Annotated in this window: 21 protein-coding genes; 9 read left to right on the top strand and 12 right to left on the bottom strand. The window is 56.0% G+C overall.

Going from position 1 to position 22,991, the window contains the following annotated elements; genetic code table 11:
* Positions 1-4: 4 nt before the first annotated feature.
* Genes N2M06_RS02790 through N2M06_RS02770 form a run of 5 tightly spaced genes read right to left on the bottom strand, consistent with a single transcriptional unit; the run spans position 5 to position 4,695 of the window.
* A complete protein-coding gene (locus N2M06_RS02790; RefSeq protein WP_346351514.1) occupies positions 5-427 on the bottom strand; it encodes an HI0074 family nucleotidyltransferase substrate-binding subunit in 423 nt (140 codons plus the stop codon).
* Complete coding sequence (locus tag N2M06_RS02785; RefSeq protein WP_346351513.1) at positions 408-707, bottom strand: nucleotidyltransferase domain-containing protein; 300 nt, start codon at positions 705-707, stop codon at positions 408-410. Before N2M06_RS02785 ends, N2M06_RS02790 begins: the two co-directional genes overlap by 20 nt.
* A complete protein-coding gene (locus N2M06_RS02780; RefSeq protein ID WP_346351512.1) occupies positions 694-2,136 on the bottom strand; it encodes a restriction endonuclease subunit S in 1,443 nt (480 codons plus the stop codon). The genes N2M06_RS02785 and N2M06_RS02780 overlap by 14 nt, the downstream gene beginning before the upstream one ends.
* Positions 2,126-2,722 carry a hypothetical protein gene (locus N2M06_RS02775; RefSeq protein ID WP_346351511.1) on the bottom strand — a complete coding sequence of 199 codons (597 nt, stop codon included), beginning with the start codon at positions 2,720-2,722 and terminating at the stop codon, positions 2,126-2,128. The genes N2M06_RS02780 and N2M06_RS02775 overlap by 11 nt, the downstream gene beginning before the upstream one ends.
* Complete coding sequence (locus tag N2M06_RS02770) at positions 2,719-4,695, bottom strand: class I SAM-dependent DNA methyltransferase (protein WP_346351510.1); 1,977 nt, start codon at positions 4,693-4,695, stop codon at positions 2,719-2,721. Before N2M06_RS02770 ends, N2M06_RS02775 begins: the two co-directional genes overlap by 4 nt.
* Before the next feature lie 191 nt (positions 4,696-4,886).
* On the opposite strand from N2M06_RS02770, the gene N2M06_RS02765 reads away from it, so the two are divergent.
* Both N2M06_RS02765 and N2M06_RS02760 read left to right on the top strand, forming a co-directional pair.
* A complete protein-coding gene (locus N2M06_RS02765) occupies positions 4,887-5,237 on the top strand; it encodes a hypothetical protein (RefSeq protein WP_346351509.1) in 351 nt (116 codons plus the stop codon).
* Between the two features lie 100 nt (positions 5,238-5,337).
* Positions 5,338-6,177, top strand: a complete 840-nt coding sequence (locus N2M06_RS02760) for an NAD-dependent protein deacetylase (protein ID WP_346351508.1) — start codon at positions 5,338-5,340, stop codon at positions 6,175-6,177.
* 46 nt (positions 6,178-6,223) lie between these two features.
* On the opposite strand, the gene N2M06_RS02755 is transcribed toward N2M06_RS02760, so the two are convergent.
* A complete protein-coding gene (locus N2M06_RS02755; protein ID WP_346351507.1) occupies positions 6,224-8,134 on the bottom strand; it encodes a methyl-accepting chemotaxis protein in 1,911 nt (636 codons plus the stop codon).
* 224 nt (positions 8,135-8,358) lie between these two features.
* Here N2M06_RS02755 and N2M06_RS02750 point away from each other — a divergent pair, with 224 nt between their 5' ends.
* The 3 genes from N2M06_RS02750 to N2M06_RS02740 all read left to right on the top strand — a co-directional run bounded on the left by N2M06_RS02750 (position 8,359) and on the right by N2M06_RS02740 (position 12,318).
* The gene (locus tag N2M06_RS02750; RefSeq protein ID WP_346351506.1) at positions 8,359-10,035 is read left to right on the top strand and encodes a sensor histidine kinase; all 1,677 of its coding nucleotides are present in this window, start codon (positions 8,359-8,361) and stop codon (positions 10,033-10,035) included.
* Positions 10,032-10,742 (top strand): two-component system response regulator BtsR, encoded by a 711-nt coding sequence (gene btsR / locus N2M06_RS02745; RefSeq protein ID WP_346351505.1) that lies wholly within the window; start codon positions 10,032-10,034, stop codon positions 10,740-10,742. The genes N2M06_RS02750 and btsR overlap by 4 nt, the downstream gene beginning before the upstream one ends.
* Positions 10,743-10,881: 139 nt before the next feature.
* Positions 10,882-12,318, top strand: coding sequence for a carbon starvation protein A (locus N2M06_RS02740; protein ID WP_346351504.1), 1,437 nt, complete (start codon positions 10,882-10,884; stop codon positions 12,316-12,318).
* Between the two features lie 17 nt (positions 12,319-12,335).
* On the opposite strand, the gene N2M06_RS02735 is transcribed toward N2M06_RS02740, so the two are convergent.
* Genes N2M06_RS02735 through N2M06_RS02725 form a run of 3 tightly spaced genes read right to left on the bottom strand, consistent with a single transcriptional unit; the run spans position 12,336 to position 15,779 of the window.
* Positions 12,336-12,962: an HAD family hydrolase gene (locus tag N2M06_RS02735; RefSeq protein ID WP_346351503.1), complete on the bottom strand. Its 627-nt coding sequence runs from the start codon at positions 12,960-12,962 to the stop codon at positions 12,336-12,338.
* Positions 12,963-12,991: 29 nt separating this feature from the next.
* Positions 12,992-13,810: a DUF2797 domain-containing protein gene (locus N2M06_RS02730; RefSeq protein WP_317074406.1), complete on the bottom strand. Its 819-nt coding sequence runs from the start codon at positions 13,808-13,810 to the stop codon at positions 12,992-12,994.
* A gap of 49 nt (positions 13,811-13,859) precedes the next feature.
* On the bottom strand, positions 13,860-15,779 hold the full coding sequence (locus N2M06_RS02725) for an alkaline phosphatase D family protein (protein WP_346351502.1): 1,920 nt from the start codon (positions 15,777-15,779) through the stop codon (positions 13,860-13,862).
* A gap of 193 nt (positions 15,780-15,972) precedes the next feature.
* Here N2M06_RS02725 and N2M06_RS02720 point away from each other — a divergent pair, with 193 nt between their 5' ends.
* Both N2M06_RS02720 and N2M06_RS02715 read left to right on the top strand, forming a co-directional pair.
* Positions 15,973-17,643 carry a methyl-accepting chemotaxis protein gene (locus tag N2M06_RS02720; protein WP_346351501.1) on the top strand — a complete coding sequence of 557 codons (1,671 nt, stop codon included), beginning with the start codon at positions 15,973-15,975 and terminating at the stop codon, positions 17,641-17,643.
* A 73-nt stretch (positions 17,644-17,716) separates the two neighbouring features.
* The gene (locus N2M06_RS02715; protein WP_346351500.1) at positions 17,717-18,760 is read left to right on the top strand and encodes an AI-2E family transporter; all 1,044 of its coding nucleotides are present in this window, start codon (positions 17,717-17,719) and stop codon (positions 18,758-18,760) included.
* 51 nt (positions 18,761-18,811) lie between these two features.
* On the opposite strand, the gene N2M06_RS02710 is transcribed toward N2M06_RS02715, so the two are convergent.
* From N2M06_RS02710 to puuE, 3 genes are all read right to left on the bottom strand, one after another.
* The gene (locus N2M06_RS02710; protein ID WP_317074436.1) at positions 18,812-19,318 is read right to left on the bottom strand and encodes an ureidoglycolate lyase; all 507 of its coding nucleotides are present in this window, start codon (positions 19,316-19,318) and stop codon (positions 18,812-18,814) included.
* A 61-nt stretch (positions 19,319-19,379) separates the two neighbouring features.
* Positions 19,380-19,895: a 2-oxo-4-hydroxy-4-carboxy-5-ureidoimidazoline decarboxylase gene (uraD, locus tag N2M06_RS02705; RefSeq protein WP_317074410.1), complete on the bottom strand. Its 516-nt coding sequence runs from the start codon at positions 19,893-19,895 to the stop codon at positions 19,380-19,382.
* A complete protein-coding gene (gene puuE, locus N2M06_RS02700) occupies positions 19,892-20,815 on the bottom strand; it encodes an allantoinase PuuE (protein WP_317074411.1) in 924 nt (307 codons plus the stop codon). Before puuE ends, uraD begins: the two co-directional genes overlap by 4 nt.
* A 362-nt stretch (positions 20,816-21,177) precedes the next feature.
* Between puuE and uraH the strand changes: the two genes are divergently transcribed.
* Both uraH and N2M06_RS02690 read left to right on the top strand, forming a co-directional pair.
* The gene (gene uraH, locus N2M06_RS02695) at positions 21,178-21,531 is read left to right on the top strand and encodes a hydroxyisourate hydrolase (RefSeq protein ID WP_107851834.1); all 354 of its coding nucleotides are present in this window, start codon (positions 21,178-21,180) and stop codon (positions 21,529-21,531) included.
* A gap of 99 nt (positions 21,532-21,630) precedes the next feature.
* Positions 21,631-22,974 (top strand): NCS2 family permease, encoded by a 1,344-nt coding sequence (locus tag N2M06_RS02690; RefSeq protein WP_019936008.1) that lies wholly within the window; start codon positions 21,631-21,633, stop codon positions 22,972-22,974.
* The last annotated feature ends 17 nt before the right edge of the window (positions 22,975-22,991 follow it).

The raw sequence follows: 22,991 nt of genomic DNA, 5'->3' as shown, positions 1-22,991 counted from the left end.
GTTGTTATTCCCCTGCAGCAAAGCGGACCAGCAGCAGCTGATGCAATGCCTGCATGGCGGCCAGATGCCCGGGCAAACGCCGGTAAATTTCCAGCGCCAGCTCTTCTTTATAGGTATGTGAGGTGAGGTTGCGGTCTTTAAGCATGCTCAGCCAGGCGTTTTCATCATCCAGCCATTTAGCAGCATAGGCCTGTTGCATGCACTCTCTCGGCGTGTTGGCTTCCAGCCCTTCCTGTGCGAGTGCCTTTTTCATGGTTTTCCAGGTGAGCTCAATGCAAAACTCAAAGCGCTGAATGCTGGCATCCACCACCAGAGGCTGGCTTTGATCATAAGCCAGCGATTCGGCCAGCCGCTGCAAAGCCTGGCCCATGGCATTAAGGCTGAGGGACAGCTTATTTTCAGAGGTATTATTTTGATTGGCGTTCATACAGCACCTTTTTGTCTCGCTCAATGGCGGCACGTAGCGCGCTTTGCTCAGGCTCCTGCTCCAGCCAGATGCAGTCGATTTTTAACAAGGTATCAGCCTCTGCCACTATCTCAAGCAGTTGCAGCCAGTCGGCATTGCTGGCATGGGGGCAACTGATGGCCAGATCGATATCGGAGCGCTCTCCATGATCCCCCCGCGCCCGGGAGCCGAACAGCCAAATGGCCTGCACAAAGGGCAACCCGGCCAGCTGCTGCAAAAAAGCATAATCATGAATATGCATGTTCAGCCTCTGCCGGCGGCTGCCAGCCCCGCACATCAATCTTGCCGGTAACGGCGGCGGAAATTAGCGCAGTGCGGCGTTCACTTAATAACAAAGCCTGAGTTTCAAGCTGCTCATGCAACATATTGAACTTAATCAAAGAGCTGGACATGTGGCTTAAAATATCCACAACTTCTTTCAGGGGTGGCAAGGCAACCGGCAACTCTCTAATCGATGATTGTCCAATATTCTGCATAGAGTCACTAGCTCCCGAAGCTGACAACTCGATTTGAGAACGATATAAAGGGGAGCCCAACAGGTAAGAAATAAATTCAGGCTGAACTTCTTCTGAAAACTTCAATCGATAAAGTTTATCACACAGCAATAAGTTACTGTAATCCTGATCTACAACTGCCGCACTCCCCACCAACTCCCGAGTATTTGCCCTAGATATTAACAGCTGCCCTTTTTTTAGGCTGTATTCTTTTTTAGGGGAAATAGTGCCAGGAAGAGCCTTGTGTTCTTGCGGCCGGAATACACCACCATTAACACATCCGACTTTCAGTACGCCATACTCCCCTTCTTCTGCCAGTCGGGCTTCACATTGTGGCGACCAACCTTGCTCCATGGAAATAATATGATGTTTAAGACGACAAACTTCCCAATGCGCCGGCACCTGCCCCAGCCATTCCACGCCGGAGTCCTTCATCGGCACATTCGGGTTTAGGCCCTTGGTCACGGCATGAGAGATCACTGCCTGGCGCTTTTCCTTTAGCAACTCTATCAGCCGCTGCTGCTTGGCAATCAGGGCATCAATACGGGCGGTTTCATAATCGAGGAAGGCGGCAATGGTGCGTTGATGTTCACTACTTGGCGCAGACACTTTGAGAGAGGCTACTTTTTCTTGATTTATATTGGGCTGCCCACCACCAGATGACAACCTAATAATATCTTCACGAAATGCCTGTAACCAATAATAAAGGTATTTATTATTTAAAATTTTAGACTCAGGGAAAACACAACAAGCCTGGTTTGTTGTAGCACTCACCCCCAAGATACCTACCCTACCAATCGTTGCTCCATACATAGCCATTACAATAGAGCCAGCCGGATATGTACGAAGTACAGAAAACTGAGTCAGAGCTTCTCCAGAAACGCATTTCGACGTTTCGTAGATAACACTTTCCCTTAACTCACCTGTAGTAACCCAAGGTATATCACCCTGATACCATTTTTCTTCCGTTGATGGTGGTGTAGTTCCTGAGCCTATTGAATCATAAGCATGGGAAAGCTTATTCATTGTCCAACTCACTGGAATTTCACCCAACCACTTTACACCCGACTCCTTATATTCTGAATAGGGTTGATGCTTGCCGGCGACACCACTTACAGCTTCCAGCTTATAGCTGACAGCTTTCTGTTCGCTTACGGCTTCCACCTTATAGCTCATGGCCATTGCTCCCTTCCATCGCCTTAGGGGTATAAAACTCATGCAGCTTGGCCTGCAGTAATACTGTGACCAATTGTTTTGCTTTTCGGGCAGGACGGGGGAATTGTGTCAGCACTGCTGACACAGATTGTCTCACCGCCGGTGAGACTTTTGCCGGTTGCATGCCGCCGCGCTCGAATAATGCGGCTTTCAGCAGTCGCGGCAGTGCTGCGACTTTTTCATCGAGGCGGTAGGTTTGAGCAGGAAAAGACCCGGCAAAGTGTGCATCGGGGAGAGGCATGCCGAGTGTGTGCTTTGCATCAGGAAAAGACCCGCACGATTTGAGCATAACCGGAGTCATAGGCTTGGCGGGTGTATTACAGGCTATTTTCTTGCCGCTGGTCGCCAAAGTAAACGCTTTTTTAGCAGCGGCAAGTGAATCTTTATATGGAACTTGCGTTCTGGCTATCAACAGACAGGGCTGTAAGTGTGCCAGATTCGCGCTGAACTGATCCTGATCCTTTGGCAACTGATCCAGATTCCGAGATAACTGATCCACATTACGGGTCAAATTACCGATAAAGGTAAACGCCTTTTTCACCATCACGAATGCACCTCCGCCAGCAGTTGCATAATCTCCTTGGCGACCGCATCCAGATCGGCGTCTATCTCTTCCAGCGGCCGGGGCGGCTGATACTGATAGAAGTGGCGGTTAAAGGGAATTTCGTAACCCACCAGGCCCACCTGGCCGTCGAGGGGGTCTGTCTTGCTTTCGTCTATCCAGGCATCGGGCACATGGGGCAGCACTTCCCGCTGAAAATATTCATGAATATTCTCGCCCAGGGGCACGTTTTCGTTATCCCGCAGATCCGGGTTGGCTTCCGGCATGCCCTTGGTCTTGCACACCTCGGCGTCGTCATCCTGCTCGGCCAGGTGCTTGCACAGCAGCTTGAAGGCCGGTGCAGGCAGCTTGGTGCCGGCCAGCAGTGCGGTCAGCTGCTTTTTAAAGCGGTCGCGGGACAGCAGCTTGTCTTGTTCAAACTGGCCAAGGGCGGTGAGCAGGGCGCTTTGCAGGGTGCCGTCCAGTTTTGCCCAGGCCTTGTCGTCCTGCAGGGCGGCCAGCCGCTCGGCATGGTGCGGGTAAAAGGCCAGCTTGAGCGGACGCTCCACGGTAATGCGCCGGTAGCCAAAGGCGGTGGTGGGGAACAGCTTGGCAATAGGGCTTTGCTGATAGCGGCTGTACAGCTCCACTATCTGCCTGATGGCCTCATCATTGAGGTATTTGCGCTTGGAGCCCAGCGACTTGCGCATGGGGCTGTGCAGCTCACTGGCGTTAATCAACAGCACTTTGCCTTTGCGCTCAGCCGGCTTGTGGTTGGAGAGCACCCAGATGTAGGTGGCAATGCCGGTGTTGTAGAACATGTCGGTGGGCAGAGCCACCAGGGCATCCAGCAGATCATGTTCCAGAATGTAGCGGCGAATTTCGCTTTCACCGCTGCCGGCACCACCGGTAAACAGCGGCGAGCCGTTAAGAATAATGCCAATACGCGAGCCAGCACAGTCGGCGCCGGGGGCCTGCATTTTGCTGATAAGGTGCAGCAGAAACAGTAGCGAGCCGTCGGACACCCGCGGCAGGCCGGGGCCAAAGCGGCCGTTAAAGCCGACTCGCACGTGTTCGTCGCGCACAATTTTTTCCACCTTTTTCCAGTCCACGCCAAAGGGCGGGTTGGACAGGCAGTAATCGAAACGGTTGTGCTTGAGCTGATCGTCCGACAGGGTGTTGCCAAGCTTGATGTTGCTGATGTCCTGGCCCTTGATCAGCATGTCGGCCTTGCAGATGGCGTAAGACTCGGCATTCAGCTCCTGGCCAAAGGTGGCCAGGCGGGCGTGCTCGTTAATCTCATACAGATATTCCATGCCGCAAGACAGAAAACCGCCGGTGCCGGCGGTGGGATCATAAACAGAGCGCACTATGCCGGGTTTGGTGAGGGCTTCGTCGTCGTCGGTAAACACCAGGGAGGTGGTCAGCCGCACTATGTCGCGGGGAGTAAAGTGCTCACCGGCGGTTTCGTTGGAGCTTTCCGCAAAGCGGCGGATCAGCTCTTCAAACACCAGGCCCATGTGGTAGTTGTCTACCGTCTCTGGTGAGAGATCCACATTGGCGAATTTCTGCGCCACCTTGTAGAGCAGATCGGCGTCTTCCAGCAGGTTGATGGTGCCGTCAAAGTTGAAGTGCTCAAATATCTCAAAGGCATCCCGGGAAAAAGCCCGCACATAGGCATCCAGGTTATCGCCCACATGGTTTTCACCCAGCAGGCTGAGGCTGAGTTTGGAGGTGTTGTAAAAGCTCTGGCCGCTGGTGTTGAGCAGCAGCTTTTCCCGGGCGGCTTCGGGCATGGCTTTGGTGGTTTCCACCATGGCCAGCACTCGCTCCTTGGTGGGGGCCAGCACGCATTCCAGCCGGCGCAGCACGGTAAAGGGCAGAATAATGCGGCCATACTGGGATTGCTTGAAGTCGCCGCGCAGCAGGTCGGCCACCGACCAGATAAGGCTGGCGAGAGTAGAGATATTGGATGTCATGGTTGTTATCGTGCTCTTGTGTTGGCCACTGGGGCAGCAAATTCATTGCACCGGATTCTAGCATTTTCGTTCCCCAAAGGGGGGGTGTCGGCCCACAACAGAATGTTTACATTTTGTTCGTGATGAGCATAGAGTGAATATCTCTAAAAATACTTATAAGTGAAATTGTTAACAGAGGAACCAGCTCAACAATGAAAACCCGTGAACTGCTGAAACTTGATAGCAAAACAATGGCCGATGCTATTCAGTCTATGAAGGTAAAAGAATGCGAAAAACACGCCATAAACTATGCCAAGATGCTTGGAGTGAGTCATGACAAGGCTATCATGGCAGCCGTTCACGCTGCTTTTATCAGCGATCAGGACGAACATGTGTCGATGAGGGTGCATAAAGCCGTCAGCGAGATGGCCAGTGAAGAAAGTGACTGCACAGAAGCAGAGGCGATAATATTGTCTGGTCTGTACTTAATGCTCGTTTATAAAAAGACCAATGGTTTTCAATTGATGGATACCCTCTCCTCGGTTCTGAAAGGGAAGAGCTGAAAGCCTGCATGCCTGCTTAAGAGGAGGCAGGATTCACCTTGCCTTGCGGGGAAAAAATACAGAATACTGTTACCCATGCTGAACAGGGGGAGCCTGCACCATGACCAACGCCACCGCCGCGCTGCTTGAGTTTATTGACCAATACCCTCGCCTGCTGGTGCTTACCGGTGCCGGCATCAGCACCGATTCGGGCATTCCCGATTACCGGGATCAGCAGGGCCAGTGGAAGCGTCAGCAGCCGGTGCAGCATCCGGATTTTATGGGGTGTGAGCATACTCGCCGGCGCTATTGGGGCCGCAGTCTCGTGGGCTGGCCGGTGATGCGGGATGCACAGCCCAATCCGGCCCACACTGCGCTGGCACAGCTGGAGCAGCTGGGGCATATCAGCCTGCTGGTCACTCAGAATGTAGATGGCCTGCATCAGCGCGCCGGCAGCCAAAAAGTCGTGGATTTGCACGGCCGCTCCGACAGCGTAGTATGCATGAGCTGCCATTATCGCTGCAGCCGCAATGAAACCCACCAGCGCAGTGCCGAGCTGAATCCGGACTTTATTCATTACACGGCCGCCACAGCGCCCGACGGCGATGCGGATCTGGAGGTGGATTTCAGTCGTTTTCGTGTGCCCGAGTGCCACCAGTGCGGCGGCATTCTTAAACCCGATGTGGTGTTCTTTGGCGACAATGTGCCCAGGCAGCGAGTACAGGATTCGCTGAGCGCCCTTGAAGCGGCCGACGGCCTGCTGGTGATTGGTTCGTCGCTGATGGTGTATTCCGGCTTTCGCTTCTGCCGCAAGGCGCAGGAATGGAACAAGCCCATCGCCGCGCTGACCCTTGGCAAAACCCGCGCCGATGAGCTGCTCAGCCTGAAACTGAATGCGCCCATTACGCCGCTGTTGCAGGGAGCGCTGAGCGGGCTGGCGTCTCGGAAAATAAGCCAGTGACGAAAACAAACAGGGCGGCTGATGCCGCCCTGAGTTTCTTCAGCGTTTACACGCGAAAGCGTCCTACCAGCTCCTGCAGCTGAGTGGCCAGTCGCGCCAGCTCTGCACTGGCCTGAGCAGTCTGGCCCACAGAGTGGCCGCTTTGCTCGGCAATGTCGTTAATCATGCTCATGCTGCGGTTCACGTCTTCCGCCACGGCGGACTGCTCTTCTACGGCGGCGGCCACCTGAGTGTTCATGTCGTGAATGGCATCCACGGCGGTTTTAATGTCACTCAGGCGATTGGCGACCGTGTTGGCTTCACACACGGCGGTTTCGGTTTTTTGCTGGTTGCGCTCCATCACCGCCACCACATTCTGCGTGCTTTGCTGAATGCTGGTAACCAGCTGCTCTATTTCACCCGTGCTTTGCTGAGTGCGCTGAGCCAGGCTGCGCACTTCTTCCGCCACCACCGAGAAGCCCTTGCCGGCGTCACCGGCCCGGGCCGCTTCTATGGCCGCGTTCAGCGCCAGCAGGTTGGTTTGATCGGCAATGGTGTGGATCACTTCCAGCATTTTGCCAATATCACCGTTCTGGCGGGCCAGCTCCTGGATCATGGCGGAGGCCTGGTTTACTTCACCGGCCAGCTCGTCCATGGTCTGCACATTGCGCCCTACCGCTTCACGGCCGTCTTCGGTGGTGGCCGTGGTCTGGCGGGCGGTGTCGGCGGCATTGCCGGTGTTGCCGGCAATTTCCTGAATCGACATGGTCATCTGATGCATGGCGGTCACCACCTGCGTGGTCTGATCGCGCTGATTATCCACGCCTTGGCGGGTTTCCTGCGCCACCTGAGACAGCTCTTCGGTGGCGGCGGCCATCTGGCCGGTAGCATCCGACACCCGCTGCACCAGCTCCTGCACCTTCACCACAAAACGGTTATAGGCTTTGGCCAGCTCGGTCAGCTCGTCGTTGCCGGCTTCGGCCAGGCGGCGGGTAAGGTCGCCTTCGCCTTCGGCAATGTCCTGCAAATTGAGCACGGTTTGCTGCAACGGCTGCACTATGCTGCGCGCCAGCACCAGCGCTACCAGCACAGATACCAGCAAGGCACCCGCGGCCAGCAGGCCCACAAACAGCTGAGTAGAAGCCAGGTTATCGGCATAGAAGCTGCGATCCATGGCAATTTCCACCACAGCAATGGGCTTGCCGGCATAGTCGTTCAGGGTACGGACCAGGGTGGCAAAGTGCAGCTCGCCCCGGTCTGCCCGGCCCTGCACAGGGTTACCCTGCCAGGCAGCCAGCAGCTGCTGCTGTGTGTTCAGGCTGCCACCGTTAATAGTGGACGCCAGCTGCTCCGCCCGGTTGCCGTTTATCACATGAATGGCAATACCGGCATTAAACTCGTCACTGAAGTGAACGGCAAAGTCTTGAGCCAGATTCAGCCCGAACTCTACCGAGCCCAGATGCTGGCCATATTGGCTGATAGGCGACAGGCCGCGAATGCCAATGCCGGCCACGCCGCCGTCCAGCCCGCGCACCGGTGCCCGGCTCTGATTCACGGCCACTATGGTGGCTCTCAGGCGAGAGAGATCGTCACCGTATTTTTCCGGCTTGTGCAGCCGCAGAAAGGAGGTGGCCGGCGCGGTATGAAACTGAAACTGGGCCACGCCATAGTGCTGCTGCAAACGCTGGAACACCGGCAGAAACTGCTCGCTCAGCCCGGCACGATCGGCGCTGGCAAAGCGTTGCTGCACATCAGGCTGAGCCGCTACCATGGCGCTCATGGCCTCGGCAAACAGCGCCTGAGTGTCAATCTGCGCATTTACGGCATCGAAAAGACTTTGCAGCTCACGCTTTTCGGCCTGTTCGATCAAACGGTTGGCGTTGGCAAGATAGAAGAAAGACATGGCGATAACCGTGATCACCATCAGCCCACCCACACCCACCGACAGACGGGTGCCAATATTCACTTTTCTGAACAACGGAGTTTCCTTGCTGGATTTTTTATTGAAGGTTTTGGTCGCCCTAATGAATCGGCAGAAGCAGACAAATACTTGAGTGTTTAGCTAGGTTTTTACGTTATAAGCTTGAGCTGTTTAAGGGGAAATGGTTCTAAAAACCGCATCAATCACGGCTGCCGGGCCACTTTCAATCTTAGGCGGGCACAGGCTATGATCAGTGCAGCCTTTATGTTCAGGGAGCCGCCATGTCACTGATCCTGCTGCTTATCCAGCAGATGTCCCTGTATCTGGTGATTGTTTACCTGATCAGTCGCACACCGTTATTCAGGCTCTTTACTGAAGCTGCCACCCGACTGCCCCATAAAGTATTTATTTATCTGTTCTTTTCCTGTTTTTGCATCATGGCTACCTATTTTGGTGAGCAGACCCATGGTGCCATTGCCAACACCCGGGCCATGGGCGCTGTGCTGGGTGGCCTGCTCGGTGGCCCGGTTACCGGGGCGCTGGTGGGGCTTACCGGCGGGCTGCATCGCTACAGTCTGGGCGGCTTTACCGACCTGGCCTGCGCCGTATCCACCACCCTGGAAGGGCTGCTGGCCGGTGTGGTCAGTTTGTATTTGCGCCGCACCGGCAGAAGCGAACAGGTGTTCCATCCGCTGTGGGTATTTCTGCTCACACTCGCGGCCGAGCTGATGCAGATGGCCATTATATTGCTGCTGGCCCGCCCCTTTGACGATGCCCTGGCGCTGGTGCTGCAAATCGCTCCCTCCATGCTGCTGGTGAACTCGGTGGGAGCTGCGCTGTTTATGAGCATGATTCGGGATCAGAAGGCCATGTACGACAAGCAGTCTTCCGCCTTCTCGACCAAGGCGCTGAAAATTGCCGAGCGCAGCGTGGGCCTGCTCAGCAAGGGCTTTAACCAGGAAACCAGTACCCAGGTAGCACGCATTTTGATAGAAGAAACCAAAGTCGGTGCCGTGGCCATTACCGACCGGGAAAAGCTGCTGGCCTTTATTGGCATCGGCGCTGATCATCATCTGCCCGGTGCCCCCATTTCCTCACAGATGACACTGGATGCCATTCACCACAACAGAGTGATGTTTGCCGACGGCGTGGAAACACCCTACGCCTGCTCCATGTCGCCTCACTGCACCCTTGGCTCAAGCCTGGTGATTCCTCTGAGAAGTGATAACGAGGTAGTGGGCACCATCAAACTGTACGAGCCCAAAAACAAGCTGTTCCTCAATATCAACCGAACCCTGGGGGAAGGCATTGCCCGGCTGTTATCAAACCAGATCCTGTTTGGCCGCTTTGTGCAGCAGCAAAATCTGCTGACTCAGGCGGAGCTGAAGCTGTTGCAGGCTCAGGTCAACCCGCATTTTCTGTTTAATGCGCTGAGCACCATAGGTGCCATTACCCGACGGGATCCCAACAAGGCGCGGCAGCTGTTACAGCAGCTCAGTCAGTTTCTGCGCATCAACCTCAAGCGCACTACCGGCCTGGTTACCCTGGGCGACGAACTGGAGCACATTCATGCTTACCTGACCATTGAGAAGGCCCGCTTTATTGACAAGCTGCGCGTGGATATCCAGATTCCCGAATCGCTGCATCGCGTGCGAATGCCGGCCTTTACCCTGCAGCCCATTATTGAAAACGCGGTCAAGCACGGCACTTCACACATGCTGGATACGGGTCATATTCAGGTGACCGCCAGCGTGAATAACGGAGAACTGCTGCTGACCGTCACAGACAACGCCGGCCTGTATCAGCCCAAAAAAGACTCCGACGGCCTGGGCATGAACCTGGTACATAAACGCATTCAGAACCTGTTTGGTCCCGGCTACGGCCTGAGCGTAACCTGTGACCCCGGTCAGCTAACCCAAGTTGACATTCGTCTGCCCCTTACGGAGCCTGCAACATGATCACCTGCCTGATTATCGACGATGAGCTCTTTGCCCGGGACGAACTGGCTGCCCAGCTGGCCGACGCCGGCGACATCGAGATAGTGGGCCAGTGCGGCAACGCCATTGAAGCCATGCAGGCTATCAGCCGGCTGCGGCCCGATCTGGTATTTCTGGATATTCAGATGCCCCGCATCAGCGGCATGGAGCTGCTTGCCATGCTGGATCCGGCCACCATGCCCCGGGTGGTGTTCGTCACTGCCTTTGACGAGTTTGCCGTGCAGGCCTTTGACCGCCATGCCTTTGACTATCTGCTCAAGCCGGTGGATGAACGGCGTCTGCAGCAGACCCTGGAGAAGGTGCGCCGGGATCTGCGCCCTCAAGGAGTGGAAACACTGGCGCCCGACCGGCTGGAGCACCTGCCCTGTTACAGTGGCCAGAAACTGAAAGTAGTGCCGGTGGCGGAGGTAGAATATGTGTTCAGTGATCTCTCCGGTGTGCATGTAGCCACGCCCAACGAGCAGGTACACACTCATATGACCCTCAAGGTAATAGAGGAAAAAACGCCCCTGGTGCGCTGTCACCGGCAATATCTGGTGGCACCTGATGCCATTGCTGAAATTGAAATACTGGAGGCCGGTGCCGAGCTCACCACCCGGGCTGGTGCCAGCGTGCCGGTGTCGCGCCGCTATCTCAAACCCCTGAAGCAACTGTTCGGTTTTCACTGACTCCGCAGCCGGGAGTAAATGATCGTTCACTCCCGCTATCGACCGCTGACCCCGCGTTTTCGACCGCTGACTCAAGTCTCTCTTTTCCCGTCTTTATTACTGCCTACACTGGCGGCTATCTATACAAGAGGGTGATGTTATGACCTGGTTTTTGCTCTGCGTCGGGCTGCTGCTCGGCGGTTACTTTATTTACGGAACCCTGGTGGAAAAGGTGTTTGGTATCAAGATACAACGCCAGACTCCCGCCTTCGCACAGGGCGACGGCGTTGACTATGTGCCCATGTCCAAGGGCAAGGTCTACCTCATTCAGCTGCTTAATATTGCCGGTGTCGGCCCCATCTTCGGCCCCATTCTGGGCGCACTGTACGGCCCCGCCGCCATGCTGTGGATTGTGCTGGGCTGCATTCTGGCCGGCGGTGTGCACGACTATTTCTCCGGCATGTTGTCAGTGCGCAATGGCGGTCAGTCGGTGCCCAACCTGGCGGGCAAGTATCTGGGCCGCAGCGCAAAAAACTTTATGAACGTGTTCGCCATTGTGCTGCTGCTGCTGGTGGGCGTGGTGTTCATCTCCGCTCCCGCCGGCCTGCTGGCCAAGATCACCGGCGTGAGCGTGTCGGTGTTTGTGGGCGTGATCTTCGTGTATTACCTGCTGGCCACCATAGTGCCGGTCGACAAGATTATCGGTCGTCTGTATCCCTTCTTCGGTGCCCTGCTGATCTTCATGTCGGTGGGCCTCACCGTGGCGCTGGCGTTTTCCAGCGAGCACACCATGCTGCCGGGCTTTGAAATGGGGGATTTATTTCAGAACCTGAACCCCAACGACATGCCGCTGTGGCCGGCGCTGTTTATTACCATTGCCTGTGGTGCCGTATCCGGTTTTCATGCCACTCAGTCGCCGCTGATGGCGCGCTGCGTGGAAAACGAAAGCAATGGCCGCTTTGTGTTTTATGGTGCCATGATAGGTGAAGGCATTATCGCGCTGATCTGGTGTGCCATTGCCCTGTCCTTCTTCGGTGGCGTGGAAGGTCTAAACACCGGTATGGGTGGCAACCCGGCCAACCTGGTATATGAGGCCTCTACCGGCCTGCTGGGTGCCGTAGGCGGCTTTATGGCGGTGCTGGGCGTGATTGTGCTGCCCATTACCTCCGGCGACACTGCCTTTCGCTCTGCCCGGCTGATCCTGGCGGAGTATTTCAACATGCCGCAACATCGCCTGCCCAAACGGCTGCTGCTGGCCTTGCCGCTGTTTGCGACCGGCGCAGTACTGACACAGGTGGACTTCGGCATTATCTGGCGTTACTTCGGCGTTGCCAACCAGGCTACCGCCGTCATGATGCTGTGGACTGCCTCGGCCTATCTGCTGCGCCACAACAAGCTGCACTGGATTGCTACCGTGCCGGCCATGTTCATGACCACAGTCGTCATCAGCTTTCTGCTGAACTCAGCCACCCTGGGCGCGGGTCTGCCGATGACGCTGTCTACCGTCACCGGCATTGTGCTCACCCTGGTGATCACTGCCCTGATCATTACCCGCATCAAGGGCCGTAATGAACACCTGCTGGCCGACGATGCCTGAACGCCTGATGTGAGTGACTATCGTACGCGTGCATCACTCTGCTGCCAGGCCTCAATAAAGCCGTGGTAGCAGGGCACCAGCAGATCTGCCTGATGGGCATAGTCAGGAATGGTGTCGGGAAAGTAGAGCGCACAGCGGCTGCCGGCATTTTGTGCGGTTTGCAGGTCAAACAGATAGTCACCCACATACAGAATATTGGCGGGGGCCAGCTGCCATTGCCGGCAGATAAGGTGAATACCCTCAGGATGCGGTTTGGGCTGGGCATCATGGCGGGTGAGCACCAGATCGATGTCGATGCCCAGCTTGCTGATGGTGAGCTGGGCCGCTTCGGGAATATTGCGGGTTAAAATGGCCAGGGGCAAAGCGCGGCCCCGCAGAAAGGCAATCAGCTCTTTGGCACCGTCCACCCAGCTGGAACTGTGGGATGCCCGGCATTCATACTCGTGAATAATGGCCAGGGCGCGCTCCCGCTCGGCGGCGCTGCTCAGGCTGTCTACATGGGCCAGCACGTCTTCTCCCGGGTCCATGCCCAGCTCGCGGCGCAGGCCGGGAAAGTCGGGGTTGGAATGAGCCAGGGTGCCGTCGAGATCAAAGATAACGCCCTGAATTTCATCAAAGTTAAAATCACTGAATTGCGTAATCACTGCCGCTCCTTACCGTTAATAACAAGCCTTCAGCCCAGCGTCACTTCATAACCGGTAAACTTGCGCAGGTTAATCACGCCGGTGTCGAGTATCAGATACTGACCCTTGATGCCCAGCAGGGTGCCGGCCACTTCCGGGTTTTTATCAAAGTTATGGCTGGTGATTTTGGTGGGGTACTCCAGCACCGGATAGCTCAGCTCCACCACGGGCTCATCCAGCACGGTAATGGCATTTTCGCCGTATTTGAGCGTGAGTTCGGCGAGTTTTTCCTTAATTTCCGGCAGCAGACGTTTAGCTTCGGCTTTCAGATCCAACGGTGCTTCGCCGCCCTTGAGCATGGCGCGCCAGTTGGTTTTGTCGGCCACCATGTCGGCCAGCGCCACCTCCACAAAGCCGGACAGCTGACGGGTGGCCACTTTCAGTAAGGGCAGCGCCTGAGTGGCCCCCTGATCAATCCAGCGGGTGGGCACCTGAGTGTGGCGGGTAATGCCCACCTTAAGGCCGGAGGTATTGGCCAGATAGACAATGTGCTCCACCATGCAATGGCTGTCGCCCCATTCGGGCTCGCGGCAGGTGCCTTCAAAGTAGTGGCAGGTTTCCGGCTTCATCACACACATGTCGCAGCGGGCCAGCTTTTTCATGCAGGGAAAACAGTGCCCCTGAGAGTAGCTTTTTTTGGTTTTGCGGCCACAGGCGTTGCAAAAGATATTGCCGCTGAAGGTCAGCCGAAGGGGCTTGCCCAGAAAGGCATTCAGGCTGGTGCGCTGCTCGCCCAGCGCCAGCTCATAGGCCACGGGGGCCTCACGCTGCGCCGGCATTTTGATCAGGGTTCCGGTAAGGTTGCTCATGCTTGCTTCATGGTTATGTTGTTATGAAGCCATTCTACCAGCCTGAGCCTTACTCTGCCTGCCGGCCTTGCTGCTGCAATTCCACCGGGCTGGTTTTCATGTCAGGCTCAATAAAGTCCACCACGCCTTCGGCGGTGATTTGCTGCACGCACACCGGCTCACCCTGCTCATTAAAACGTACATAGCCAATGCCGGCGCGGTTCAGCAGCCGCTCTCCCTTTGACGCTCCCACGGGTGAATGGGGACTGATGCGCAGCTTGCGCCGGCGGGTAAACCAGTTCAGCGGCGAGCGCGGCGCATAGAGCCAGCGATTAAGCCGGTCCAGCACATCCAGCAGCCGGCGCGGAAATTCATTCTTGATACCGCTGCTGGTGATCTGCCAGATATGAGGATCGCCGCCGCGCTGACGCACACGAATGTCATACATAAAGGAATAGTGCACATCACCCGAGAGGATCACATAGTTGGCCGGCGTGCGGGCATGGCGGAAAATATTGACGATCACATTGGCGGTGCCCTTGTGGGCCATCCAGTTTTCCGCATCCACCAGCAGCGGCTTGCCCAGCCAGGTAAACACCTTCTGAATTGATTCTATCAGTTTTACCCCGAACACGGGCGTGGGCGAGATCACCACTACCGACTCGCGATTAAGCATTTCACCCTGCAGCTCGGTAAGCGCTTCCCAGTCCATCAGGCCGGAAGGCCGGTTAAGGTTGGACTCGGAACGCCAGCGCCGGGTGCGGGTGTCGAGCACCAGCAGCCGGGGCTGAGTGTCGAGGTGATATTGCCAGCCGTCAAATTTAAGCAGACAGTCGATCAGTTGATCCTGCTGTTCGCTGTCCGGTTGATCGCTCCAGGCGTACAGCCGGGTTAAAGGATCACCGGCAAAGGCATCGGGATCATTCCCCCATCCCTGGCAAATCATGTAGCCGGCCAGCGCATTGCCGATGATCCGTTTAGAGAACGGATGACCATAAGCGGTTTGCTCCCAGCCGGCGGTCAGGTTCCAGTCGTCGGTCACGTCGTGATCGTCAAAGATCATCAGGGTGGGCAAATGGGCCAGCAAGCGCCGCACTGCCGGCAAGCCTTCCACAAAACCAAGCAGCCGGCCCCGCTCCCGTTCATAGCGTTCTACAAATGCTTCATCCAGCGCCGGCCGGGTGTCGGGCAGCAGCCGCCAGGGCACCGGTGACCACACCAGCAGATACATGGCCAGTACTTCCGACAGGGTTATTAAGTGGTTGGCGGCACTGCTGGTAGTAAAAATGGGCTTGCGCGCGCCTTCAAAAAAGCGCTTTTGCAGCGGCAGGTTGGCATGAGTGTCGGGCAGCAGCTGATGGCGGCGATAATAACTGAGCGGATCGGCAAACAGCTCCTGACTGTTGGCCACTGTGGCCCCTTCCAGCTGCTCATCGTAGAGCCCCAGCTCCTTTATCAGCTGATGAATGGCGGTGAGCATGGGGCCGGCCACATCATCGGCATAAATTTGATCGCCGCTCATCATCAGTAATGCCGGCCGCTGCATGGGTTGCTGCTGGCGTTCACTCAGCCAGCGTTCCGCTGCCACCAGGCCATCGGGAGCGGCATGATGGGGTTTGCGGCAGGAGCCGTGCAACATGGCATCCAGCCGGCTGCGTATCACCAGCGATGGCAAAGACTCATCATTAAAGCACAGCTCACTGCCCCACTCTGCCGTGCCATGCCAGTTATGCTCAGCGGATCTTTGCCACTGCAGATCGTAGTGAACAAGCATGTCGAGCGGCAAGGGCTCATTCAGTGGCAGATCGAGCAGCTGAATATAACAGGACTCTCCCACTCTTATCTCTTGCTGGCCCTCGTCAAACAACAGTGGCTCCCGGCCCTCAAGACACAGGCGAAAGCGCAGTGACTCGCGGCTGGCCAGCCAGAAAACCAGCCGGTCGGCGTCGGCCCGGCGCACTATGGGGCCGGCAAGAATGGTGAAATCCATGGCATATCCGCTTGTTGATCAATAACAGCATGATAACCAGCCACCGGCAGGCTTTAAAGCAAAGCCTGCTCAAGTACGGACGACTTCTGCCGTTAACCTGTTGGTAAAGGCACACAATTTTACAACTGGAATGCATGACATTGTGCCATTCAAATGATACAAAGTTGTAAACAAAACCATGGTGAGATCAAGGATGAAGCGACTTTCCATCAGACAGAAAATTCTGTTGCTGGCTCTGTTACCCCTGTTGTTACTGGCGGCGGTCAGCACCTGGGTAAATGTGGCTCAGTCAATCAGGCTAAAGGAGCTGAGCGGACAAAGCCTGCATAACTCGCTGTTTGAGTCACGCAAGCAGCAACTCGCCAACTACATGGAGCTGGCCATTACCGGCATTCAGCCGCTGCTGGCCAGGGGCAACACAGAAGGGGCCAAGGCCCAGCTGCGTGGCCTGCGTTTTGACAACGGCGGTGGTTATTTTTTTGTATACAATGACGATGGCGTACAGGTAATGAGCGCCGATAACCCCGCCCGGGAAGGTAATAACTACTTTAACTCTACCAGCCCCGACGGCCGCCATCTGGTACAGGAATATATTGAGCTGGGCCGCCAGGGCGGCGGCTATGTGGAATACAGCTGGCCCAGGCTAGATGCCAGCGAAGGCTCGCCCAAACTGGCTCATATCATGCCCGTACCGGGCACCGACTGGCTGCTTGGCACCGGCTTTTATATTGATGATTTGCTGGCTACCGTCGCCAAGCTGGAGGAAGATCTGTCTGCCTCTGTGCGTCAGGGGCTGCTCAACTCGGCGCTGTCGGCAACCCTGCTGCTGGCACTGATTGCGGCTGCCGGCCTGGTGATTGCCAGAGGCATTCATACACCTATTCGTCAGGCAGTGCACACCATGGAAGACATCGCCCGGGGCGAAGGCGATCTGACCCGCCGGCTGGATGGCAGCCAGCAAAATGAGCTGGGCACGCTGGCACGCTCCTTTAACCAGTTTGCCAGCCAGATCAGCAGTCTGGTGCAGGATACTCGTCATTCTGCCGACACGCTGCAACAGGCCAGCAGTGAGCTGCAGCGCTTTATGGCAGAAACCGAGGACGGCATCAGTCGTCAGCACCATGAAAGCGACCAGCTGGCCACCGCCATGAATCAGATGTCGGCCACCGCCCAGGAAGTGGCCAGCAGCGCCGCCAATGCAGCCCAGGCTGCCGAGCAGGCCGAAACCCTGGTACACAGTGCTCAGCAACAGCTGCAGGAAACCATCTCGGTGATTGACGGACTGGAAAACCAGGTGGCCGCCGGCGTGGAAATTATTCAGCGGCTGGGGCAGGAATCGGAACAGATTGGCACCGTGCTGGATGTGATCCGCGGCGTGGCAGAGCAAACCAACCTGCTGGCGCTGAATGCCGCCATTGAGGCAGCACGGGCCGGTGAACAGGGCCGTGGTTTTGCGGTGGTGGCCGACGAGGTTCGTACCCTGGCCGGCCGTACCCAAACCAGCACAGAAGAAATACACACCATGATCACCCAGCTGCAGCAAGGGGCCAAGGAGGCGGTACAGGCCATTGAAAGCATTCGTGACGGCAGCAGCCATACCGTCACCGAAGCGCGCCGCATTGACGAGGCCCTGCTCGACATTGGCACGGCGGTAAACACCATTAATCTGATGAACGCTCAGATAGCCAGCGCGGCAGAAGAGCAGACTCAGGTGTCGGAAAGCATCAACACCAATGTGCACGAAATTGTGGCCATTGCCGGGCAGACTGATGCCGGCTCCAGGGCGGCCAGCCAGACCAGCCGCCAGCTGGGCGAGCTGGCCAGTCACCTGCAGCAACTGGTAGGTCGTTACCGTACCAGCTGAACCTGCACATTATCTGGCCTCTTTACGCCGGCTTCTTTACACTGGGGTTCCGCTTCTTACGGAACCCTTTTTCATGCGCGAAAAACTTGAACGCCGATCGTTTCTATTCACTCTGCTGATAGTCAGCATTCTGTTCGGGCTGGTACTGCGCCCCTTCTGGGGAGCCATTTTCTGGGCCTGTGCTATAACGGTGATTTTCTATCCGCTGCAACACCGTATTCTGGCGCGTATTGGCAACAAGCCCAATCGTGCCGCTCTGCTTACTCTTACCCTGTGTGTAGTGATAGTGGTGCTGCCGATGCTGTTTATTGCAGCCTCATTTGCGCAGGAAGGGCTGGCACTGTATCAGCGCATTGATAAAGGCGAAGTGAGCCCGGGCAATTTGCTGGAGCAGGTGCGCACCGCCTTTCCGTTGCTGCCCGATTTTCTGGCCAGACTGGGGTTGGATCTCGACAGCGCCAGAGAGAATCTGTCTCAGGCCGCGGTGGCGGGCAGCAAGCTGCTGGCAGAAAAAGCCCTGACCGCCGGCCAGAGTACCTTTACCTTTATGGTGGACGTGGCCTTGATGCTGTATCTGGCGTTCTTTCTGCTGCGCGATGGCCACCAGCTCACCGAGCTGCTGGTGCGGGCACTGCCACTGGGAGATGACCGCGAGCGCATGCTGTTTGCCAAGTTTTCGGAAGTGACCCGGGCCACGGTAAAGGGCAATATTCTGGTGGCCATGGTGCAGGGTGCCCTGGGCGGCTTTATTTTCTGGGTGCTGGGCATTCCCGGGCCACTGCTGTGGGGCGTGGTGATGGCGTTTCTGTCACTGATCCCGGCCATTGGCGCGGCCCTGGTATGGCTGCCGGTGGCCATTTACCTGTTCGCTACCGGGGCCTGGATATCAGCCGTGATACTGATGGCCTTTGGTGGCCTGGTGATTGGCCTGGCCGACAATGTGCTGCGCCCGTTGCTGGTGGGCCGGGATACCAAGCTGCCCGATTATCTGGTGCTGTTCTCCACTCTTGGGGGCATCAGCCTGATGGGCGTGAACGGCTTTGTTATCGGCCCGCTGGTGGCGGCCCTGTTTCTGGTGTTCTGGGATATCTTTATGCGGGAATTTAACGGCCAGTAAACCAAAAGGCCCGCACAAATGTGCGGGCCTTTTGCATCAGCAAGCTGTGACTCAGTCCAGCTCAACGGTCAGTTGTACCGACTCGTCAAAGAAGAATTCATCACAGTTGTTGCCAGGACCACTGCGGTCAACCACCAGAAACTCGTCGTTGTTGTGCAGCGCCATGATCGGATGGTGCCATACACCGCGATGATAGTTCACACCCTGACGGCCAGTGGCACGGAAAGCACGCACAGTGGACGGGTCAATGTTCATGCTGCCGTCGCCAACAGGGGCAACGACCAGCAAAAACTCGCGACCGAACAGCGGAATGAAAGACTGGGAGCCGAAAGGATGGCGCTCCAGCATTTTAATCTGCAGCGGATATTCCAGGATTTCGGCACGGAAAATGCTGATGATGCCCTGACCCTGTTCATCCAGCTGCACTTCACCCAGTTTGTGATAACGCTGAGTGGAGCCGTTGTTGATCATGAAGTAGTCACGACCTTCGGATTCGATCACGTCGCCAAAGGGAGCAAACGCTTCCTTGGTCAGCGGCTCAATCTTGAGAGTTTTGATCATTGCTGCCTCCTGCAGAGAAGAAGATGAAAGGCGAGGCAGAACGCCTCGCCGGTCGGTATTACATATCGCTCAGACGGAACATGGCGATTTTGTTGATTTCTTTAACAGCGCGATCAAACTCGGTGTCGTAATCGTTGTGAATGCGCTCTTCAAACGCCGCCAGGATCTGATGACGGTTGGAGCCCTTCACCGCCATGATGAAAGGAAACTGGAATTTTTCCTTATAGGCATTGTTGAGGAAGGTGAAGCGCTCGAACTCTTCGGCGGTGCACTCGCTGATGCCGGCACCGGCCTGCTCGTTGGTGGAGGCTTCGGTCAGCTCGCCGCGCTGGGCAGCCTTGCCGGCCAGATCCGGGTGAGCATTAATCAGGTCGAGCTGGGCCTGTTTGTTGGCGTTGCTCATTACGCTGCTCATGCGGGCATGCAGTTGCTCAATCTCGTTGTCGGCCTCGGTCAGGCCCTGATCATAAGTTTGCTCTGCCACCCAGGGAGAGTGCTCGTAGATGTCGGCGAAAGTTTTTACGAATTCGTCGCGGCCCATGGAAGCGGGCTTGCAGGTCTTGAACAGGCTCATTTCTTGTTTCCTTTGTAGGGGTGGTGCTCATGCCAGTGCTTGGCAATGTCGATGCGGCGGGTAAACCACACCTTGTCGTGGCTGCGGGCGTACTGGATGAAACGCTGCAGGCCGGCCATACGGCCCGGACGGCCCAGCAGACGGCAGTGCATGCCAATAGACAGCATCTTGGGCGCTTCGGCACCTTCTTCATAGAGAACGTCAAAGGCATCTTTCAGATACTGATAGAATTCTTCACCGTTGTTGTAGCAACCCTGGCCAAAGCGCATGTCGTTGGTGTCCATCACATACGGAATCACCAGGTGGCCTTTGCCGTTGTTGTCTACCCAGTACGGCAGATCGTCACCGTAGGAGTCGGAATCATACAGAATGCCTTCGTCTTCCATTACGATTTTGCGGGTGTTGGGGCTGTCGCGGCCGGTGTACCAGCCCTGGGGGCGCTGGCCACAAACGCGCTCAAAAATTTCCATCGCTTTGTGGTAGTGCTCGCGCTCTTCTTCTTCGCTCATAAACTGATAAGTGATCCACTTATAAGCGTGCGAGCAGATCTCGTGACCTTCGTCCATAAACGCCTTGGCGATTTCAGGATAACGCTCAATGGCAGTGGCCACGGCAAAGATGGTGAGCGGAATGTCGTAGCGCTTGAACAGACGCAGCAAACGCCAGACGCCGGCACGGCTGCCATATTCATAAATGGATTCCATGCTCATGTGACGAGTATCAGGAAAAGCTACCGCTGCCGGCATTTCAGACAGGAAGGCTTCAGACTCACCGTCGCCGTGCAACACGTTGCGCTCACCACCCTCTTCGTAGTTCAGTACAAAGTTAATAGCAATACGGGCATCACCGGGCCATTTGGGGTGAGGCGGGTTGGCGCCATACCCGACGAGGTCGCGCGGATAGTCTTTATTTTGGCTCATCGGAAAACTCCTAAAAAACAACGGGTTACATGCCGGGCATGAAAGGCCGGGCAGTGAGAGTTTGACGGTCGTCACAATCTCCCCATTGTATACAATAAAATCAACTTATGTAAATAACTGGTTTAGTTTTTGTATCGGAAGCGCTCGGCAATTCTTGCTTTGCGGCGATAAAGCAAAGACAATCGGTAACGGATCAAGATTTTCACATTGAAAAATGTGACTCAGCGCTCACAAAAACATCTCTTGATGTTAAAACAATGTAGACGCGCTGGTTATCTTGATGTAAAAATACTTCTACCGGCGTTTATCGTTGGTAGTACCTTGGACTTTGAAGACGCAGTAATGCGCAAGGTAACTTGAAAATGGGAAGACTGACTACACACGTACTCGATACTGCCAAGGGCCTGCCCGGCTCCGATATCAAGGTTGAACTGTATAAGGTAGACGGCGAGCAAACCACGCTGATCAACACCGTATACACCAACCACGACGGCCGTACCGATGCGCCCATCCTGGAAGGTGCGGATTACGTTTCCGGCAAATACCAGCTGGTATTCCACACTTCTCCTTATTTCAAGAAACAAGGTATTGAACTGCTTGAGCCGGCATTCCTGGATGACGTTGTTATCCGCTTTGGTATTGCCGAAGGCGAAGAGCATTATCACGTACCCCTGCTGATCTCGCCCTACAGCTACTCTACCTATCGCGGTAGCTGAGTAAGCTAAAGGGTCGCAGACGGCTCCTGCCCATGCCACCGGCTCAAGGAATGACCGATGGCATGGGTAGTCTGCAAATTACCCATGAGGACTTCCGGTATGGAACACGCCAAGCACGAGCCAACCTCTCAAGCACTCCCGGCATCTTCGGGACTTCTGGACAGACTGTTTAAACTCAGCGCGCACGGCACCACAGTGAAAACCGAGCTGGTGGCTGGTCTGACCACCTTTATTACCATGGCCTACATCATTTTCGTCAACCCCAACATCATGTCTGCATCGGGCATGGATGCGGGTGCGGTGTTTGTGGCCACCTGCATCGGTGCCGCCGTGGCCACCCTGTTTATGGGACTTTATGCCAACTGGCCGGTAGGCCTGGCCCCGGGCATGGGGCTGAACGCCTTTTTTGCTTTTACCGTGGTCGGTGAAATGGGTTACAGCTGGGAAGTGGCACTGGGTGCCGTGTTCTGGTCCGGCATTATTTTTACCGCCATGAGTTTCTGGAAAATTCGTGAGTGGATTCTGGACGCCATTCCTGAGTCTCTGCGCTATGCCATGACCGCCGGTGTGGGCTTATTCCTTGGCCTGATCGGCCTGAAAACGGCAGGCATAGTGGTGCCCAGCGAAGCCACCCTGGTCACTCTGGGTGATTTTACCAATCCCAATACCTGGCTGGCCGCCGCCTGCTTTCTGATTATTGCCACCCTGGCCCATCTGCGGGTATTTGGTGCCGTATTGATCGGCGTGCTGGGTACGACCCTGATTGGTCTGGGCATGGGACTGGTGGAATATAACGGTATTTTTGCCGCCCCGCCGAGTCTGGCCCCTACCCTGTTCAAACTGGACATTATGGGGGCGCTGGATATCGGCATGATCACCGTGATTCTGGCCTTTTTGTTTGTGAACATGTTTGATACCGCCGGTACCCTGATGGGCGTGGCCGAGCGGGCACAACTGCGCCGTCCTGACGGCACCATTGAAGGCCTGAAAAAGTCACTCAAGGCCGACAGTGCTTCGTCGGTTATCGGTACCTTTGTGGGTTGTCCGCCGGTTACCAGCTATGTGGAAAGCTCAGCGGGTGTGGCTGCAGGTGGTCGTACCGGCCTGACCGCCGTGACCATAGCGGCGCTGTTTTTGCTGTCTATCTTCCTCGCCCCGCTGGCCGGCATGGTGCCCGCCTATGCTACCGCCGGTGCGCTGATTTATGTGGCCTTTGTGATGATGAGCAGCCTGGCCAACATTGACTGGAACGACTACACCGAGCTGGCTCCGGCGGCACTGACCGCCCTGATGATGCCGCTGACCTTCTCCATTGCCAACGGCATTGCCATGGGCTTTGTGGCCTATGCAGTGCTGAAATTGGCCACCGGTCAGGCCGCCAAGGTGTCCGTGGGGGTTTATGTTCTGAGCGTGATTTTCATCGCCAAATTTATTTTTATGTAAGCCCTGGTGATGGAAAG

Source organism: Oceanimonas sp. AH20CE76 (assembly GCF_039654065.1).
GTDB lineage: Bacteria > Pseudomonadota > Gammaproteobacteria > Enterobacterales > Aeromonadaceae > Oceanimonas > Oceanimonas smirnovii.
Note: the sequence above shows the minus strand (reverse complement) of the source record. Positions and strands in the feature narration are given on the sequence as shown.